At 64.7% G+C, this 19,282-nt stretch carries 11 protein-coding genes and 1 pseudogene; 3 read left to right on the top strand and 9 right to left on the bottom strand.

What is annotated here, in order from left to right; translation table 11 throughout:
• Positions 1–127: 127 nt before the first annotated feature.
• Entirely contained in the window at positions 128–1,738 is a 1,611-nt protein-coding gene (locus QJT78_RS29200; protein WP_038953218.1) for an MDR family MFS transporter, read from the bottom strand.
• 116 nt (positions 1,739–1,854) lie between these two features.
• Entirely contained in the window at positions 1,855–3,036 is a 1,182-nt protein-coding gene (locus QJT78_RS29195) for an HlyD family secretion protein (protein WP_028147941.1), read from the bottom strand.
• Between the two features lie 319 nt (positions 3,037–3,355).
• Between QJT78_RS29195 and QJT78_RS29190 the strand changes: the two genes are divergently transcribed.
• Positions 3,356–4,264 (top strand): LysR family transcriptional regulator, encoded by a 909-nt coding sequence (locus QJT78_RS29190; protein WP_028147942.1) that lies wholly within the window; start codon positions 3,356–3,358, stop codon positions 4,262–4,264.
• A 153-nt stretch (positions 4,265–4,417) separates the two neighbouring features.
• Here QJT78_RS29190 and iaaH read toward each other — a convergent pair whose 3' ends face one another.
• Complete coding sequence (gene iaaH / locus QJT78_RS29185; RefSeq protein ID WP_038942520.1) at positions 4,418–5,836, bottom strand: indoleacetamide hydrolase; 1,419 nt, start codon at positions 5,834–5,836, stop codon at positions 4,418–4,420.
• A 76-nt stretch (positions 5,837–5,912) separates the two neighbouring features.
• Positions 5,913–9,362: an indolepyruvate ferredoxin oxidoreductase family protein gene (locus QJT78_RS29180; protein ID WP_028147943.1), complete on the bottom strand. Its 3,450-nt coding sequence runs from the start codon at positions 9,360–9,362 to the stop codon at positions 5,913–5,915.
• 152 nt (positions 9,363–9,514) lie between these two features.
• On the opposite strand from QJT78_RS29180, the gene QJT78_RS29175 reads away from it, so the two are divergent.
• The gene (locus QJT78_RS29175) at positions 9,515–9,970 is read left to right on the top strand and encodes an Lrp/AsnC family transcriptional regulator (protein ID WP_014491864.1); all 456 of its coding nucleotides are present in this window, start codon (positions 9,515–9,517) and stop codon (positions 9,968–9,970) included.
• 114 nt (positions 9,971–10,084) lie between these two features.
• On the opposite strand, the gene QJT78_RS29170 is transcribed toward QJT78_RS29175, so the two are convergent.
• Genes QJT78_RS29170 through QJT78_RS29160 form a run of 3 tightly spaced genes read right to left on the bottom strand, consistent with a single transcriptional unit; the run spans position 10,085 to position 13,324 of the window.
• Complete coding sequence (locus tag QJT78_RS29170; protein ID WP_028147945.1) at positions 10,085–10,870, bottom strand: fumarylacetoacetate hydrolase family protein; 786 nt, start codon at positions 10,868–10,870, stop codon at positions 10,085–10,087.
• Between the two features lie 15 nt (positions 10,871–10,885).
• Positions 10,886–12,253 carry an LLM class flavin-dependent oxidoreductase gene (locus QJT78_RS29165; protein ID WP_028147946.1) on the bottom strand — a complete coding sequence of 456 codons (1,368 nt, stop codon included), beginning with the start codon at positions 12,251–12,253 and terminating at the stop codon, positions 10,886–10,888.
• Positions 12,254–12,271: 18 nt separating this feature from the next.
• Positions 12,272–13,324 carry an Ldh family oxidoreductase gene (locus QJT78_RS29160; RefSeq protein WP_038942519.1) on the bottom strand — a complete coding sequence of 351 codons (1,053 nt, stop codon included), beginning with the start codon at positions 13,322–13,324 and terminating at the stop codon, positions 12,272–12,274.
• Between the two features lie 295 nt (positions 13,325–13,619).
• Here QJT78_RS29160 and QJT78_RS29155 point away from each other — a divergent pair.
• Positions 13,620–17,733 (top strand): annotated as a pseudogene (locus QJT78_RS29155) (GAF domain-containing protein).
• Here the strand turns inward: QJT78_RS29155 and QJT78_RS29150 are convergent.
• The gene (locus tag QJT78_RS29150) at positions 17,707–18,048 is read right to left on the bottom strand and encodes a hypothetical protein (RefSeq protein ID WP_028147947.1); all 342 of its coding nucleotides are present in this window, start codon (positions 18,046–18,048) and stop codon (positions 17,707–17,709) included. The pseudogene QJT78_RS29155 and the gene QJT78_RS29150 sit on opposite strands and share 27 nt — an antisense overlap.
• 223 nt (positions 18,049–18,271) lie before the next feature.
• A complete protein-coding gene (gene galE, locus QJT78_RS29145) occupies positions 18,272–19,264 on the bottom strand; it encodes a UDP-glucose 4-epimerase GalE (RefSeq protein WP_038942516.1) in 993 nt (330 codons plus the stop codon).
• Positions 19,265–19,282: the final 18 nt, after the last annotated feature.

Genomic DNA, 19,282 nt, shown 5'->3' with positions numbered 1-19,282 from the left:
TGGCGGGCGTGGCGTTCGCGGTTGGAGGTGATGGGGTTGGCTTCGCAACCGAATCCTACGCCGCATCAGCGCTTTACCCCTCAGGCGCACTCTTACGAATAAGACGGGTTAGTCTCTTGGGTTGATCTCAGTGAGCTCCACCGGCCGAGGTCTGGCCGGGTTTCTTCAGGAAGAATACGGCGATCAGGGCCACGATCAGCGCCATGCCGAGCAGATAGAAGGTGTCGCTGAAGGCGAATATATAGGCCTGCTTCTGCACGGTATGGCCGATCGCGACATAGGCACGATGCGCGGCGTCGGCGCGGTCGAGCACGCCGTGATTGATGAAATACTGCGTGAGCTGCTCCAGCCGCGTCCGCGTCGCCTGCTCGAACACCGAGACCGACTGCATCAGCACGTTGGAGTGATATTGCTCGCGCTTGGTCAGCAAGGTCTGAAGCAGCGCGATGCCGACGGCGCCGCCGAGATTGCGCATCATGTTGAACAGGCCCGAGGCCGAGCCAGCATTCTCCGCTTCGATGCCGGCGGTCGCCACAGCCGACAACGGCGCCATCACGAGCGCTTGGCCGATCGCACGGACGACATTGGGCCACAACAGCTGGTCAGCAGCGTAATCGTTGGTCATGTAGATGTTCATGAAGTTCGAGGCCGCGAACAGGACGAAGCCGACGCCGATGATGATCCGCGCGTCGAACTTCTGCATCAGGCGCGGCACCAGCGGGATCAGCATGAGTTGCGGCAGTCCGGTCCAGGCCAGCACCATGCCGATCTGCTCGGCATTGTAGCCCTGGATGCGCGCCAGATATTGCGGCAGGATGAACACCGAGCCGTAGAGCGCGACACCGAGCAGGAAGTTCGCGAGCATGCCGAAGCCGAAATTGCGGCGCGCCAGCAGGCGCAAATTGAGCAGCGGCTTCCTCGCCGTGAGCTCGATGATCAGGAAGGCGGTCAGCGCGGTGGCAGCGATGACCGACAGCTTGACGATGAAAGGCGAGCCGAACCAATCATCCTTGTTGCCCTCTTCCAGCACGGTCTGAAGCGCCGACAGGCCGATCGCCATGGTGATGATGCCGGCCCAGTCGCCCTCGCGCAGCAGCGCAAGCTTCATGGGCTTGGCGTCGAGCGCGTACCAGAGCATGCCGACCATGATCGCGCCGGGCACGAGGTTGACGTAGAAGATGTACTGCCAGCCGAAATTCTCGGTGAGATAGCCGCCGATGGTCGGGCCGATCGCCGGTGCGAACGTCGCCGACAGCGCAAACAGCGCAAGGCCGACGGGCTGCTTGGCGCGAGGCAACAGCGTGATGATGAGCGTGAAGGCCATCGGGATCAGCACGCCGCCGGTGAAACCCTGCACCGCGCGCAGCACGATCATTTGCGGCAGGTCCTGCGCCAGCGCGCAGGCCGCCGACAGCAGCAGGAACAGGACCGCGTTGGTGAGCAGATAGATGCGGATCGAGAACACCTGCGCAAGCCAGCCGGAGAGCGGGATCACCACGATCTCGGCGATCAGATAGGAGGTCGAGATCCAGCCGCCATCGTCGATGCCGGCGCCGATCGCCCCCTGGATGTCGGCGAGCGAAGCGTTGACGATCTGGATGTTCAGCACGGCCATGAAGGCGCCGAGCGTCGCGCCGATCACCGCGATCCAGGTTTTTGCGGAAACGGCCGGCGTGGCGGGCGCAGCAGGGGCGGGAATGCTGGCAGCGGAGGCGGCGGTCGGTTGGAGCGTGCTCATGGAAGCCTCGTCTCGGTCACGGAGACAGGATGCATTGGGCGGCTGGTTTCGATAATCGAGGAAGCGTGAGAAGGATCATCCGGCAGGACTTGATAATCCTGCCGGCCTTCCCGGCTTCAGCCGCCGTTCGGGCGGGAGGCGTTGTCGGCGAGTCGCTTGGCCGTCTCGCGCTCGGCCAGCACGGTCGCCTTGGTGTCGATGGTCGGCACCGCCGACATGCCGGGCCTGAGCAGGCCGGTCAGGCTGTGGTCGTCGAGCACGATCTTCACCGGCACGCGTTGCACGATCTTGGTGAAGTTTCCGGTGGCGTTATCGGGCGGCAGCAGCGCGAATTCAAGTCCGCTGGCCGGCGAAAGGCTGTCGACGTGACCGCGAAGCGTGCGATTGCGAAAGCTGTCGACGTGCAGCTCGACCGGCTGGCCCGCACGCACATGCGTGAGCTGCGTCTCCTTGAAGTTCGCGACGACATAGACCGCATCGAGCGGCACCACCGCCATCAATTGCGTGCCGGCCTGGACATACTGGCCGACGCGTAATGAGCGTGCGCCGACCGTGCCGTCCACCGGTGCGGTGATCTCGGTATAGGACAGGTTCAGCTCTGCCTGCTGTGCGACCGCGCGGGCCCGTTCGAGCTGCGCCGTGGCCTGGGCGCGCTGGGTGGTGAGCACGTCGACCTTGCGCTGCGCGGCCACCAGGCCTGACTTGGCGTGCTGCAATTGCGCGTTGCTGGCGCGCAGCGCCGCGTCGGTCTGCTGTGCACGTTGGATCGTGCCGGAGCCCGACTTCATCAGGTCGTCGTAGCGGGCGCGTTCTTCTTGCGCGAATTTCAGATTGGCGTCGGCCGCGGCCACGTCGGCCGTGCTCTGCTCGATGATCGGCCGCTGCAGCTCGAGCTGGGCGTCGATGTTGCGCACCGAGGCTTCGCCGGCGGCGACATCGGCGCGGGCCTGGTCGAGCGCGGCCTTGAAGTCGCGGTCGTCGATCTTCGCGAGGAGCTGGCCGGCCCGGACCCTCTCGTTGTCGCCGACCAGCACCTTCGCGATGTAGCCGGAAACCTTGGGGGCGACGATGGTGGAATCCGCCTTCACATAGGCGTCGTCGGTGCTCTCAAGGTAGCGGCCATTGGTCCAGTAGTCGTGGCCGTAATAGACAATCGTTGCCGTGCCTGCGAGGAGTGCGAGCGCCAGTGCCGCACGCCGAACCATATTCCGGGCCGGGGCAGCCGATGGCTTCCTCGGGTAATCATGAGCGATTTCAGTCGCTTGCTGGAAGTTTTCGGTTCGGGGCATCTCGGACATGGCAGTCTCCTATCGGCTCGGCGAGACTATCGTTCGTTCAGGCGTGGGTGATAATTCGCGAAATTCGGGAAGGATTATCCATCAGGGGTGGATAGTCGAAGGCATCACACCTTGGCTTGCATCACACCTTGGCTTGAGAGGGTCTATCGAATCAGGTCCCTGACTGCGCCAGAGCGATTGCCGCGCCTGTCGCGCGATTGCGGTTATGCGTTCTGCCACGCACCCAGCCGAAAGCTGGATGAGACCATGCGTATGATCTGATAGACAATCGAGTTGAATTCCCTTCGATTATCGATCAACAGCGGATAATCAGGCAGCCATGGATCGATTGACCAGCCTCGAAGTGTTCAGCCGGGTGGTCGAGACCGGCGGCTTCTCCGCGGCTGCCCGCAAGCTCAACATGTCGACCACCATGGTGAGCAACCATGTCCAGGCGCTGGAGGACCGGCTCGGGGTGAGGCTGCTTCAGCGCACCACGCGCAAGGTCAACCTGACTGAGATCGGCAAGGCCTATTACGACCGCTGTGTCCAGATCCTTGCCGATATCGAACAGGCCGATGACATCGCCGGCGCGCTGCAATCGACGCCGCGCGGCACGCTGCGCATTCACACCGCCACCCACATGGTGCCGTTCGTCGCGCCCGTGATGGCCGAATTCCTCGCGACCTATCCGGAGGTGAAGGTCGATCTGCGCATGGGCGAGACCAATGTCGATCTGATCGAGGAGGGCTTTGACCTCGCGCTGCGCATGGTCGCGCCGCCGGACTCCAGCCTGATCGTGCGGAGCCTGGCGACCTGGCGGCACGTGCTGTGCTGCTCGCACGGCTATATCGAGGCGCGTGGGCGCGTGCAGACGCTCGAGGAACTCGCCGGGCACAATTGCGTGCGCCACATCAACTATCCCTTCGACGAGTGGCGCTTCTTCGATCGCAAGGGCACGCCGGCCTCGGTGCGCGTCTCCGGCAACCTGATCACCAACAGCGGCGAAGCGCTGCGCGAGGCCGCGTTGCAGGGCGCCGGCATCAGTCTTGCGGCCGGCTTTCTGGTGGGTGACGACCTCGATGCGGGCCGGCTGGTGCGCCTCCTGCCGGAGTACCGGCCGGTAGAGATGTCGATGAACGCGGTCTATCCGCATCGGCATCATCTGTCGGCGAAGGTCAGGACCTTCATCGACATGCTTGTCCAGCACAGCGCCGAGCAGCAGAAGCTGATCAATCCGTATGCGTGAGTGGTGCGGCGGTGGCAGTGCCGTAGGGTGGGCAAAGGCGCGAAGCGCCGTGCCCACCATCTCTCCATGAATTCGGCAGAAGAGGTGGGCACGCTTCCGCCTTCGCTCTAAGAGCTACGGCGGACAAGTCGCTTTGCCAACCCTACGATAGCGTCAGTGTGGCCCGGGGAGCCGCCCGAAGACGCTCTCAAGCGCCACGCCGATCGCAAGCAAGCGGCGATCGCTTCCGGCAGGGCCGTCCAGTTCTAGGCCGACAGGCAATTTGCTGGTGGCGCCAAGCGCGATCGGAATCTGGATGCCGGGAATGCCGGCATTGCTGCCGGGATCGGTGTTCTGGATGATCAGGCCGAAATTCTCGAGACTGCTGGCGTCCGGGTTGGAGGCAATTGCAACGCGCGGCGTGGTCGGGAAGGCGACGGCGTCGAGCTTGTTGCTGGCAAACGTATTGCTGTAGAGCGCCTGAAGCGCGGGGCGGGCAGTCTGGATCGCGGCGTCATAGATCGGCCTCGCATCGAACAGCGCGTTGTCGGGTCCGGGCAGTTTTCGCGGGATCACCATGCCATCATAGATGCCTTTCACGTCGGCGCTGGAGATCTTCTCAGCCAGCGCCTCGATGCTGAGGCCGGTCCCGGTGCGCTTGAGATAGGCGACCATGTCGTCATAGGCCTCATATAGCGCGACGGGAAAGCTGACCTGACCGTTGAGCCCGGCGAGCTCAGGCATCTCGATCTCGACGATCATGACGCCCTGCGCCTTCATTTTTGCGATCGCCGCGTGGAACGCGGCTTCCGTATCGGCATCGAGATTGGTCAGCATCGCCTTCGCGATGCCGATCCGCACCTGCTTCAGATCAGCCGGCGCAATCGCGTCGCCGCCTGCGATCACGCGATCGAGCAGCGCGACATCCGTCATCGTCGCGGCCATGGGCCCCGCGGTGTCGCGGGTGTGCGAGATCGGCGCAATCCCCTCTTGCGGATAGCGCCCGATCGTCGGGCGCAACGCGGCGCATCCATTCAGCGCAGCGGGGACCCGGACCGATCCGCCGGTGTCGGTTCCGAGCCCGCCCGCGACGATCCGCGCGCCGAGCGCGGCGCCCGTCCCGGACGAGGAGCCGCCGGCGATCAGCGTGCGGTCATAGGCATTTCGCACGCCGAACTCCGCGCCGGTCTTGAACGCGGTGTTGTAGCCGGAGATGCCGAAGGCGAGCTCGTGCATGCTGGTCTTGCCGATGATGACGGCGCCTGCAGCCCGCAGCTTCGCGACTACGGGCGCGTCGGCCTTCGGAACGTAGTCCTTCAGTGCCGGTGTGCCGGCGCTACAGGGCAGTCCCACGACCTCGATGTTGTCCTTGATCACGATGGGCACGCCGCCGAGCGGCTTTGTCCTGTCGCCCGTCGCGTCGAATGCGGCAGCAGTTTTCAGGGCGCCTGCTTCGTCCAGGGTGACGAAGGCATTGAGCTCGGCATGGGCTTTGGCGCGGCTCAGTGCTTCCGTCGTGAGCGCGGTGCTCGTGACTTTCCCGGCGCGCAGGGCGGCGACGGCCTGACTCAGGGTCAACTGGTCGAAATCCATGATGCGTCATCCGATTGCGGGGGCGCCAACAGGGCGCCACCTAATGCCCGGAGGCTGAGGCCTCACTGGTGCCGCGTCAACCGTGGGCGTGCATCTTTTGCGTTACCGATGTCGCCAAATTCGTGAGCAGCCGCTCGACCTCAGGCTTCACCTTGGCGATCGCGGTGTCCTTCACTGGTCCGTAGCCGCGGATCTCCATCGGCGCCTTTGCGACGGCAACGAGGTCGGGTAGATGCCCGGCGTCGAGCTGGCCGAGCATGCGTTCGATCAGGCCTTCATACCAGGCGATCAATTCCCGTTCAGTACGCCGCTCATGCGTGTAGCCGAACGGATCGAACGGCGTCCCGCGCAAACCCTTCAGCCGCGCCAGCATGGCGAGCGGGATCTGGATCCACTGGCCGAAAGCGCGCTTGCGCGGACGGCCGCGTGCGTCAGGTTTTGAGGGCAGGAACGGCGGCGCGAGATGATACTGGATGCGAAAATCGTCCTCGAACTCGCGCTTCAGCTCGCCGAGGAAACCGCTCTGCATGTGCAGACGCGCCACCTCGTATTCGTCCTTGTAGGCCATCAACTTGAACAGGGCGCGCGCAATCGCCTCGGTCAGCGCCTCGCTGTTCAGGTTGGCTTCGGCGCGGCGGATCCTCGCGACGGTCGTCCGGTAACGCGCCGCATAGGCGGCGTTCTGATAGGCGGCGAGGAAATCGGCGCGGCGATCGATGATCTGATCGAGCGTCTCGGCTTCGGGCGCCTCGTCGCCCCCCGGCAAAAACTCCGGATCGGCTGCGGCGATCCGGCCCCAGGCGAAGGCCTGCTTGTTGCGCTCGACCGCGACCCCGTTGAGCTCGATCGCGCGCAGCAGCGCTTGCAGCGACACCGGCACCAGTCCCCGCTGCCAGGCAAAGCCGAGCATGATGATGTTGGCATAGACGGAATCGCCGAGCAGGCTCTCGGCCAGCGCATTCGCGTTGATCGTGTCGAGATTGCCATCGCCGACGACCTGCCGGATCGCGCGCAGGCGGGCTGGCGAGGCGAGATCGGCGTCGCGGAAGCGGACGACGTCGCCGGTCGGCATCTCCGCGGTGTTGATGGCGGCGCGTGTGTCGCGGTGATAGGTGCCGGACGCCTTCGGTGAGGAACTGACGACCAGATCGCACCCGATCAGCGCGTCGGCCGCGCCCTGGTCGATGCGGACCTGGTGCAGCGCGTCCGGACTTGACGCAAGGCGGATGAAGCTCAGCACGGGACCAAATTTCTGTGCAAAGCCGGTGAAATCCAGCACGGAGACGCCGCGCCGCTCCAGATGCGCGGCCATGCCGATCAGCGCGCCGACCGTGATCACGCCGGTGCCGCCGACGCCTGTTACCAGCAGGTCGTAGGGACGGTCGAGCGTTGCGGGAGCAGGCAGGGGAAGCGCAGCCGCGCGACCGACTACGTCGATCTCGCTCGCACTCTTCTTCCGGCGCGTCGCGCCTTCGACGGTGACAAAGCTCGGGCAGAAGCCGTTAAGGCAGGAAAAATCCTTGTTGCAGGACGAGAGATTGATCTGGCGCTTGCGACCGAACGGCGTCTCCCTCGGCTCGATGCTGAGGCAGTTGGATTCGACCGAGCAGTCGCCGCAGCCTTCGCAGACGAGATCGTTGATATAGGCAAAGCGCTTTGGGTCGGCCATCTGTCCGCGTTTGCGCCGGCGACGCTTCTCGGTGGCGCAGGTCTGCTGATAGATCAGGACGGAGACGCCGGAAATGTCTCGCAGCTCGCGCTGCACGGCGTCCATCTCCTCGCGCGGATGGATGGTCACGCCGATCGGCAGGTCTACCGGCAAGAACTGCGCGGGGTCGTCCGACACCAGCGCGATGCGACCCACGCCTTCGGCGCGAACGCTGTGGGCGATGGCATGCACGCTGACCGGACCGTCGACCGGCTGGCCGCCGGTCATCGCCACGGCATCGTTGAACAGGATCTTGTAGGTGATGTTGGCCCCGGCGGCGATCGCCTGCCGGATCGCCATCGAGCCGGAGTGGTAGTAGGTGCCTTCGCCGAGGTTCTGGAATATGTGCTTGTGGCCGGTGAAGCGTGACGACGCCGCCCAGTTGACGCCTTCGCCGCCCATCTGGATCAGCGAGGAGGTCTCGCGGCCCATCCAGCTCGCCATGAAATGGCAGCCGATGCCGGCTAACGCCTTGGAGCCTTCCGGCACCTTCGTCGACGTGTTGTGCGGACATCCGGAGCAGAAATACGGCGTGCGCGTCGCACCGCTGACGTTGATCGTGCGCGCGGCCTCAGGCATCAAGCCGGCCGCGCGTGCGGCGAGATTGAGGCCTGGGAACATCGGATCGAGCCGGCGTGCGAGCACGCCAGCGAGTGCACGCGGCGACAATTCGCCGATCCAGGAGATCAGCCGCGCCCCTCGCTCGTCGTGCTTGCCGACCATGCGCTCGGGCTTTGAGCCTGGATAGTCGTAAAAATATTCCTTGAACTGGCTCTCGATGATGCCGCGCTTTTCCTCGACCACGAGGATCTCGCGCTTGCCCTTCACGAAGTCCATCGCGTCATGCAGCGCCAGCGGCCAGACCATGCCGACCTTGTAGACGTCGATCCCGATGTTGCGGCAGGCGGCTTCATCGAGGCCCATCAGCCGCAGGGCCTCCATCAGGTCGAGATGCGCCTTGCCCGTCGTGACGATGCCGTAAGTGGCATTGGGAATATCGTAGATGTGGCGATCGATCGGATTGGCTTTTGCAAAGGCGTAAACCGCGTGCTTCTTCGCCTCCAGCCGCTCCTCGATCTGGGGGCCCGGCAGGTCGGGCCAGCGATAGTGCAGGCCACCCGGTGGCGGCGTGAAGTCGGGCGTGTTGAAGACGCGTGGCGGGTGCAGCGCGACGGATGCACCTGACTCCACGATTTCCGAGACCGCCTTGAAGCCGACCCACATGCCGGAGAAGCGGCTCAGCGCGTAGCCATATTCGCCGAATTCGAGATATTCGCTGACGCTTGCGGGGTGCAGCGTCGGCATGAACCAGCTCATGAAGGCGACATCGGATTGGTGCGGCATCGAGGAGGAGACGCAGCCATGGTCGTCGCCGGCGACGACCAGCACGCCGCCATGCGGGGAAGAGCCGTAGGCGTTGCCGTGCTTGAGGGCGTCGCCGGAGCGATCGACGCCGGGGCCCTTGCCGTACCAGAGCCCGAACACGCCATCGACTTCGCGATCTGCCTGCGTTTCGACCTGCTGCGAGCCGAGCACCGCGGTTGCCGCAAGGTCCTCGTTCACCGCAGGGAGAAATTCGATGCGATCCCGCTTCAGCCGCTCCTGGATGCGCCAGAGCTCGAGATCGACGCCGCCGAGCGGCGAGCCACGATAGCCGGAGATGAAGCCGGCGGTGTTCAGCCCGGCGGCGCGGTCGCGCCGCGCCTGGTCGAGCGCGATGCGGACGATGGCCTGCGTGCCCGTGAGGAAGACGCGGCCCTCCTCGCGGTCGTAGCGGTCTGAGAGCTCGTAGCTGTCGAGTGATGGAACGGCGTCCATGGCGGACCTCGTGCGGTATCCTGCCTGATGACGGAAGGGTATGCCGGGGAGGCTGGTAGGTCTTGCCTATTCACCCTGTCTTGATCGATAATTCGGTAAAATTTTGCGGAAGATGGCATAATTCGGTAGAAGCTACCGAATCGGGGGCTTCCATGATTGAAGAGCAGGACGCGCGGATTCTCGCCCATCTCCAGACGGACGGCCGCGCCACCAACCAGCAGCTCGCCGACGAGGTCGGCATGTCCACCTCGGCGTGCTGGCGCCGGGTGCGTGCGCTGGAGGAGGCCGGCGTCATCCAGGGCTATGCCGCGCTGATCGCGCGCGAGCAGGCGGGCTTTGCGATGTCGGCCATCCTGCATGTCTCGCTGGAGCGGCACGATGCCAAATTCGTCGACGAGTTCGTCGCGCGGGTGACCACGCGGCGCGAAGTGCTGGAGTGTTTCGCGACCACGGGCGACGCCGACTATCATTTGCGCGTCGTCGTGCAGGACATGGCGGCCTACAACAGATTCCTCGACGAGTTCATGTTCCGCATTCCCGGCATCCGCTACGTCCGCAGCAACGTGGTGCTGAAGGAGATCAAGACGAGTGTGGCGCTGCCGTTTTGATTGCGCGGGAAGTGCCGTAGGGTGGGCAAAGGCGCATACCGCCGTGCCCACCATCTCGCCTCGATTACGAATGCGGTGGGCACGCTTCGCTTTGCCCACCCTACGGCACCTCTACTACCGCTGTTCCCGCACAAACCTGTTCCGCAACGTCCCCACGCCGGTGATGTCGATCTCCACCACGTCGCCGTGCCCGATGTCAGGCGAGGCGCCGTCCGTGCCCATCCAGATCACGTCGCCGGGCCATAGCGTGAAGTACTTGGTCAGCTCGACCAGGAACGGCACCACGCCGAAGATCATGTCGTTGGTGTAGAAGCGGTTGGTCTCCTTGCCGTTGACCCGGACGACCGTTTCCATTTTCGCCAGATTGGCCTCAGTTTCGATCCACGGGCCCATCGGCTTGAACGTGTCGGCATTCTTCGAGCGCCACAGGCTGCGGTCGGCCTTCTGCCAGCTGCGTTCGCTGACGTCGTTGCCGATGGTGTAGCCGAACACGCAATCCATCGCATTTTGCCTGGTGAGATGCTTCACCTTCTTGCCGATCACGACGACGAGCTCGCCTTCATAGTGGATCTTGTCCGTCGCAAAGGACGGGATCACGACGTCTTCGTCATGCGCGATCAGCGCGTTCTGGGCGCGGTAGCCGATCTCGGGTCTATCAGGGACGGCCGGCACCTCGCCGCGCTTGTCGGCGGCTTCCTTCAGGTGCTTCAGATAGTTCAAGCCGACGCAATAGAAGGTGCGCGGGATCAGCGGCAGCTCGATCCGAACCTGCGCCAGCGGATGCGTGCGCGAGGTGCGCTGCCATTCGCCAAAGGGATCGCCGTCAACTGCGATCACCTGGTCGCCCTCGACAATTCCCCAGGAGGTCTTGTCCGAGGCAGTGAATTTCAGCCAGCGCATGCTCTGTCCTCGTTGTTATTCCGCGGCATCGCGCGGCTGCACCTTCCAGGCGCCGGCCGCGGGCCGCTTCAGCCCGAGATTTTCGCGGAGTGTCTTGCCCCGATACTCCTTCTGGAACAAGCCGCGCCGTTGTAGCTCCGGCACGACGTGTTGCACGAAGTCCGCATAGGAGCCGGGCACATAGGTCGCGGCGATGACAAAGCCGTCGCAGCCACGCTCGACGAACATCTCTTCCAGCCTGTCTGCGATCTCCTTGGGACCGCCGACCATGGCGTCGTGGACCTGGCCGCGGCCGGAGAAGGTGACGAAGTCGCGCGCGCTCGGATTGCTCTTGCCTGAATTCTTCAGCACGCCGTCGCGGAGGCCCAGAATGCCCTGCATGCTCTTCAGATCGTCCGTCGTCAACGGCTCGTCGAGGTCCTTGGAGGCGAAATCGTAGTTGAGCGCTTCAGCAAGCAGCGACAGCGCGTCGATCTCGAGCGGCAGCTTGTTGATCAGCGCCATCTTGTCCTCAGCCTCGGCCCTGGTCGCGGCGCAGACCGGCGTCGTCAAATTGCAAAGGCGCATCTGATCGGGATCGCGGCCAGCCTTGGCTGCCTCGTTTCGAACGGCGGCATAACCTTCCTTGGCACCAGCGAGATTGCGCGCGGCCGTGAAGATCACCTCGCCCCAGTGGCCGGCAAAGCGCTGGCCGCGGCCGGATGCGCCGGCCTGGATGATGACGGGATGGCCCTGGTCCGAGCGCGGTACCGTGAAGGGTCCGCGGGACTTGAAGGCCGCCCCCTTGTGATCGAGCCGCTTCACCTTGGCCGGATCGGCAAAACGGCCGCTCTTCTTGTCCATGATGAGCGCGCCGTCTTCCCAGGTGTCCCAATGCCCGAGCACGACTTCCATGAATTCGTCGGCGCGGTCGTAGCGCGAATCATGTTCGGGATGGGAGTCGCGGCCCATGTTGAGGGCCTCGCCGTCATTGAGCGAGGTCACGACGTTCCAGCCCGCGCGCCCGCCGGACATCAAATCGAGGGTCGCGAAGCGGCGCGCAACGTCGAACGGTTCGTAATAGGTCGTCGAGCAAGTGGCGCCGAGGCCGAGCTTGTCGGTGACCATGCCCATCGTGGTCAGCACGATCAGCGGATCCATCTTCACGCAACGGATGCCGTATTCGACGGTGTGGGCATGATCGTTGCCGTAGCGGTCCGGCATCGCCAGCCGATCGTCGAAGAACGCCATGTGGAACTTGCCGGCTTCGAGGATCTTGGCGATCTCCTGATAATAGTCCGCCGACATCGAATCGTCGCGCGAGTCTGGATGCCGCCACGAGCTCGGCAAATTCGTGCAGTTCTGCGCCTGGAGGAAGCCGACCAGTACCATCTGCCGCGTCATGCTGTTCTCCTGATGCCGTCAGGCCAGACCGAGGACCGTGTCGAGCCGGTAGTCGCGCGCCAGCGCGCGCAGCTTCTCCCAGGTCGCATCCTCTATCTCGATGCCATCGCGCAGGCGTTGCTGCTCGCGCACGCCCTCGATCTCGCCGGGATAGTACACGCCCTTGCTGCCTTCGGAGGGCGGCGTTGATTTCAGATAGCGCGCGAATTCGGCGACCTCGCGCTTGAATTCCTTCAGCGGGCGGAAAGCGGCGACGTTGAACACCGCCATGAAGCAACCGTCATTATGACGCCCGGTCGGCTCGACGCCGAATCCCAAACCGGTGAGCAGGCCGCACAGCACCTCGACCATGGCGGCGAGACCGCTGCCCTTGTAGCCTTCGGTGCCGCCGAGCGGCAGCAGCGCGCCGCCCTTGCGATATTGCGTGGGGTCGGTGGTGTGCCGTCCCTCGGCATCGATGATCCAGCCCGTCGGAATCTCCTCGCCGCGGGCGACCGCGAGTTGGATCTTGCCGGCCGCAACCGCCGAGGTTGCCATGTCCAGATAGAACGGCGCGTCGAGATCGGACGGCACCGCGATCGAGATCGGGTTGGTGCCGAGCCGCGCTTCCTTGCCGCCGAACGGCGCCACGTGCTTCGGCGAGCGGCCGGAATCCGCCGTCGCAATCCCGATCATGCCTTCGCGCATCGCCATCAACGGATAGGCGGCGAGGCGGCCGACATGGCTTTGCCGGAACACGGTGCAGGCGGCGACGTTCGCCGTCTTCGCCTTCTCGATCGTCAGCGCCATCGCCTTGGCGTTGACGTGGAAGCCGAACCCCCACTGGCCGTCGATCACGGTCGTGGTCGGCGATTCCTGGACGATGGTCCATTTGGCGCCGGGCACGATGTGGCCGGCCTTGATGCGGTCGATGTAGGTCGGAACCGCGATCACGCCGTGGGAGTCGTGACCGGCGAGGTTGGCGTTGACGCAGCCCGTGGCCACCGCATCGGCCTCTTCGTCGGAAGCTCCGGCGGCCCGGAGCAGCGCGGCGCTGATGAGCGTGAGGCGGTCGGTCTTGACGATGGGCATGGCGTTCCCTCGGCATTGTGCCCTTAACGGGCTGCTTGTTGGGAGCCATCGTCTCAAAGCGTGGGAGCGATATCAATCTCCCGTAAACCAATACAGGGCTGCAAATTCGTAACGAGAGCGCGCCTTTGGCCGGAGAATCCTCCCGTGCGGCGGCATTCACGACAGTTTGGCGCCGGCTGTTCGCAGCTCGTTCACTTTGATCGCGGGTTTGCAGCGCGCAATAACGACCACTTAGGCCGTCGCCGTTCATAAAGTACCCGGGAGAATTAGGCAGAAATGCCCGGGAGCTGAGACCGTGCAGACGACCCTCGCGCGCACCTTTGCAGCGTTGAGTGCCATCACGAAGCGATCCTCTACGCGAAATCACCGGACGAGCTGTACCAGAAGGTCTGCGACGCCGGGTTTTCGAGCGGAGACTTTTTGGCCGTTGCCGTGTTTCTGGTGGAGCCGGATGGCCGGCGGCTGTGCTTTGCGGCCGGTTGCGGCGATGACGTCGCGCGGCTGCGTTCGCTCGAGATCACGACCGACTCCGGCACACCCGAGGGAGCGGGTGTCGGCGGCGAAGCCTTTCGCAATCAGAAGCTGAGCATCAGCAACGACTACCTGAATGATCCTCGCTCGCTGGCGTGGCGCGAGGGCGCAGCCAAGGCCCACATCGGCGCGGCGGCTGCGCTGCCGCTGCTCTGCAACGGCAAGAGCGTCGGCGTGCTGTATGTGACCCGCAGGGAAGCCGGCTCGCTGAACGAGCAGATGGTATCGCTGTTCGAGCGGATGTCGGCAAACATCTCTTATGCACTGGAAAATTTCGCGCGCGAGACCGCGCGGCAGACCAGCGAGCTCGCGACGCGGCGGCTCAACCGCATGTTCGGCGCGCTCAGCGCGACCAACGAAGCCATCCTGCGTGCGAAGACCGAGCGGGAATTGTATCAGCTCGTGTGCGACGCCTCGGTGCACGGCGGCAAGTCGCTGGCGACCTTCGTTCTCCTGAAGGAGCAGGACTCCCATTGGTTGAAGCCTGTCGCCGGCACCGGCGAGAATCTCGAGATCGTGGCCCGGACCCACTACTCCGTCGACCCCGAGAATCCCTATGGTCGCGGCATTTCCGGCGAGGTGTTTCGAACCCAGAAGCCCCATGTCGAACGCGATCTCGCGCGTCGCACCAGGGGAACGCCGTGGGAGCAGGGCAATCTCAACACGGGTGTTGCCGCCTGCATCGCGGCCCCCCTGATCCGGAACGGCGAGAGCATCGGCGTTATCCTGTCCTTCCTCAGCAAGTCCTGGGCGAAGGACGAGGGGGTCGTCGCACTCATGCTGCGCATCGCCGAGAACGTCTGCTTCGCGATCGACAATTTCGACCGTGAGGCCGAGAAGGCGCGGATCGCCGAGGAGGAAGACCGCCTGGCGCGCATGTACGCGGCGCTGAGCGCGACCAATGAGGCGTCCTGCGCGCACGCTCGCGGGCCGAGCTCTTCGACCTCGTTTGCGAAGCGACGGCGAAAGGCGCCAAGTTTACCTCGGCCAACATCGCGCTCGTCGATCACGATGCCGAGCTGCTTCGCGTCGTTGCCTGCTACGGGCCGAACGCGGATATGGTCCGAAATTTCAAATTCTCCACGTCCGACCAGGTGCCTGAAGGCCGAGGGCTGACGGGAACCGCTTTCCGCGCGCGCCGGCCTTGCATCAGCAATGATGTGCAGTCCGACGACCGGATCGCGCCTTGGGCGGCCAACGCCCGCCGCAACGGGATCGGATCCTCCGCGGCGCTACCGCTGTTCAATGGTGACAGGGTCGAAGGCGTCTTCCTCTTCAACTCGCCGGAACGCGGCACGTTCTCGCCCGAATTCGTCGAGCTGCTGCAACGGCTCCAGGCCAATGTCGCCTTCGCGCTCGAGAACTTCGACCGCGCCGACGAGAAGGCGAAGGCCGAGATGCAGCGCAACCGTCTTCGGGGCATGTTGGAGGCGCTGAGCGCGACCAACGAAGCGATCATGCGCGTGAAATCCCGCGCCGAGTTGTTCGAAGCCGTGTGCGAGGCCGCCGTGCTCGGCGGAACGTTCTCATCTGCCACCATCGCCTTGGTCGATCCGACGGCGCGCTATCTCGATATCGCCGTCACCAAGGGCGAGTGCCGCAGTCACGTCGAGAACTGGCGTTTCGCGACGTCCGCCGATGAGCCCGAAGGACGGGGGCTCGCCGGCACCGCATTTCGCACCAAGGCCCCTTGCGTCGCGAACGAGCTCCTCACGGACGTTCGTGCAACGCATTGGCGTCGAATCGCGCGGGATCAAGGGACGAAATCCGGCGGCTGCTTCCCGTTGCTGAAGAACGGCATCGATGCCGTCGGCGTCCTTCTGTTCCTTTCGCCGGACGAAGGCACCTTCACGCCTGACCTCATCCAGTTGCTGGGGCGCCTCGCGGAGAACGTCTCTTTTGCGCTCGACAATTTCGCCCGGGCCGAGGAGCGGTCACGGGCCGAGGCGCAGAAGGAGCGCCTGACGCGCATGTTCGCCGCGCTGAGCGCCACCAATGAGGCGATCGTGCGGGCCAAGTCGCGCACCGAGCTGTTCGAGCTGGTGTGTCAGGCCGCGTCCACCGGCGGCAAGTTTACCTCGACGACCATTGCGCTCGCCAAGGCTGACAGCGACCAGCTCGCGATCGTCGCGGCCGCAGGGCCGTCCGCCGAGACCACGAGGAACGTTCGTCTTTCCATCGACGCCGACCGGCCCGAGGGGCGCGGCATGAGCGGCACCGCGTTCCGCACCCGGCAGCCCTGTGTCAGCAACGACTATGTCAATGACAGCCGTGTGAGCGCCTTCCATGCCGTCCTGCAAGGCGACGGCGCGCGCTCCGGCGCGGCGTTCCCGCTGATCACGCACGACCAGCCCGTCGGCGTCATGATCTACATGTCGACCGAGCAGGAGACCTTCACGGCCGAGTTCGTCGAGCTGTTGCAGCGCCTCGCCGACAACGTCTCCTTCGCGATGGAGAATTTCGATCGCGCCGACGAGAAGAACGAGGCCGACGAGCGGATCGAATACCTCGCCTCGCATGACAGCCTGACCGACCTGCCGAACCGCGAGACCTTCAACGGGCTGTTGCGGGAGGCGATCGACGAAGCTCAGCGCCACGATCACCGTTTCGCGGTGTTGTTCATCGATCTCGACCGCTTCAAGGTCATCAACGATTCGCTCGGCCATGAGGCTGGCGATCTGCTCCTGCTCGAAGTTGGGAGCCGGCTGCGCGGTGCGCTGCGGGAAACCGACGTTGTCGCACGCCTCGGCGGCGACGAGTTCGTGGTGATCCTCGACCAGTGCGGTGAGATCGACGATGTCCAGCGCATCACGACTGGGCTGCTCGTGGCGCTCGCCGAGCCCATGGAGCTGGCCGGCCACGAGTGCCACACCACGGCCTCGATCGGCATCGCGATGTATCCGGCCAACGGCTCCGACGTTCAGACGCTGACCAAGAACGCCGACATGGCGATGTATCTCGCCAAGGAAGACGGCAAGAACGGCTATCGCTTCTTCTCCAAGGAGGTGAAGACGCAGTCGATCGAGCGGCTGTCGCTCGAGAGCGCGCTGCGCCGGGCGCTGGAGCGCGAGCAGTTCTCGCTGAACTACCAGCCCAAGGTGGACATGGAGACCGGCCAGATCACCGGCGTGGAAGCGCTGCTGCGCTGGACGCACCCGGATCTCGGCAGCATCTCGCCGGCCCAATTCATTCCGCTTGCGGAAGAGACCGGGCTGATCGTGCCGATCGGCCGCTGGGTGGTGAAAGAGGCCTGCGCGCAGGCCATGGCCTGGCAGCGTCGTGGCCTGTTGCCGGTGTCGATGGCGGTCAACCTGTCGCCGCGGCAGTTTGTCGACGAACATCTGTTGCAGGACGTCGACGAGGCGCTGGCGGCCTCCGGCATGTCGCCGGTGCTGCTCCAGCTCGAGGTCACCGAGAGCATGATGATGCGCAATGTCGGTCGCGCGCTGAAGGTGCTCGACGCCATCCAGAGCCGCGGCATCCGCCTCGCCATCGACGATTTCGGCACCGGCTATTCGTCGATGTCGCTGATGAAGCATTTTCCGATCGACACCATCAAGATCGACCGCTCCTTCGTGCGCGACCTGCCGCAGGATTCGGAGGACCAGGCGATCGCGCAGGCGATCATCAGCATGGGCAAGGCGCTCGGCATGACCGTGGTCGCCGAAGGTGTTGAGAACGCCGAGCAGGAGGCGTTCCTGCGCGCCCATGGCTGCGACGAGATGCAGGGCTTCCTCATCTCCAAGCCGGTGCCGGCACGGCAGATGGCCGAGCTGCTGCGGCCGATGGAGCTGCCTGTCGCACCGCCGCTCCAGCCGGAGCAGGACCTCGCTGCGACCGAGGCCGCGGCGTTACGGCTGAAACGCGCTGTCATCTGACGGCTGCGGGTGCAGCTCGCGGACGTTGTCTTGCTTGATGTCCGCTTTGCGCGGAAAATCATCCGGCCAGGGCTGCGAGGTTTGGTCGGCGAACAGCTCAAGGAGGGCATGCGCCCCTTCGGCAAAGCTTGAGCCGTCGCCGAGGCCCAGCTCACAACACCACACCTGTCGCATCGGCTCGTGCGCGTCGACCACCGCCATCGCCGGTCCCCACCACCAGGCCGGTGCCGGCGAGCGTTCGTCCTCCGGCACGGCGTGCCATAGGACGAGCTCGTCCATCACGCGCTCGAATTGCAGGCTTGCGGCCTGATGCATTCGCTCCGTGCTCCCTGGGTCGCGCCTGAAAGCAGGCCGATGCCCGGACTCGATCGTGGCCTTCGCTGTGAAGAACAGGCTCGCGCTATTGGCGGAGCCTCACATGCCGCTTCCATTGGCGGCCATAAGAGCAACATGCGGCGGTCGGGACATGCGCCGCCGCCGGCTGTGATCATCTCTTTAGCCGCTCGGGGGCCCGACCGGCAAGCCGTAATACGGGTGTCTAGCGCGTCCTGAGCGGGTGCGCTGTCTGGTGCCAGGCCCAGGCAGTCCGGATCACCGTCGGCAGGTCGGAATGGCGCGGCACGAAGTTCAGCACTTTTCGCGCGGCAGAGGCATCGGCGACCAGATAAGTGGGATCGCCGGCGCGACGCGGCTTCATGGTGCGCGGCACCTCGCGCCCGGTCTCCTGCCTGATGGCGTTCAGGATCTCGCGGACCGAAAAGCCGGAGCCGGTGCCCAGATTGAAGCTGCCGCCGGCATGTCCCGTTTCCAGGAGCTTCAGTGCAGCGACATGCGCCGCAGCGAGGTCGGTGACGTGGATGTAGTCGCGGATCGCGGTGCCGTCGGGCGTGTCGTAATCGTCGCCGAACACGGCGAAGTCGACATGGCCCTGGAGCGCCATCATGGCGCGCGGAATGAGATGGGTTTCGTTGTCACGCAATTCGCCGATGCCGCCGGCCGGGTCGGCGCCGCTGGCGTTGAAATAGCGCAGGCAGAACGCGCCGAAGCCATAGGCAGCGCGATAATCGGCGAGCATGCGCTCGATCATCCATTTCGACGCGCCGTAGGGATTGATCGGTGCGCAGGGGAAGTCCTCCGGCAGCTCCTTGGAATCGGCGTTGCCGTAGACGGCGCCTGTCGAGGAGAACACGATGCGCTGGCAGCCTGCGTTGCGCATCGCCTGCAGCAGCGACAGCGTGCCCTGGACGTTGTTGATGTAGTATTTCTGCGGGTCGGTCATGGACTCGCCGACGAGGCTTGCCGCCGCGAAATGCATCACCGCCGTGACCTTGTGGTCGGCGAAGGCGCGCGCCAGCGCGGCGCCGTCGAGCAGGTCGCCTGTCACCAGCGGGCCGGCGACGAAGCTGCGATGACCTGTCGAGAGATTGTCATAAACGACGGGCTGATAGCCGGCGGCAGACAGTGCGCGGCAGGCATGCGAGCCAATATAGCCCGCGCCCCCGGTGACGAGGACGGTCGGTCGGTCGGTCATGTCGTCTTCTACTCTTCT

This window comes from Bradyrhizobium sp. Mp27 (genome assembly GCF_029953005.1).
GTDB lineage: Bacteria > Pseudomonadota > Alphaproteobacteria > Rhizobiales > Xanthobacteraceae > Bradyrhizobium > Bradyrhizobium barranii.
Note: the sequence above shows the minus strand (reverse complement) of the source record. Positions and strands in the feature narration are given on the sequence as shown.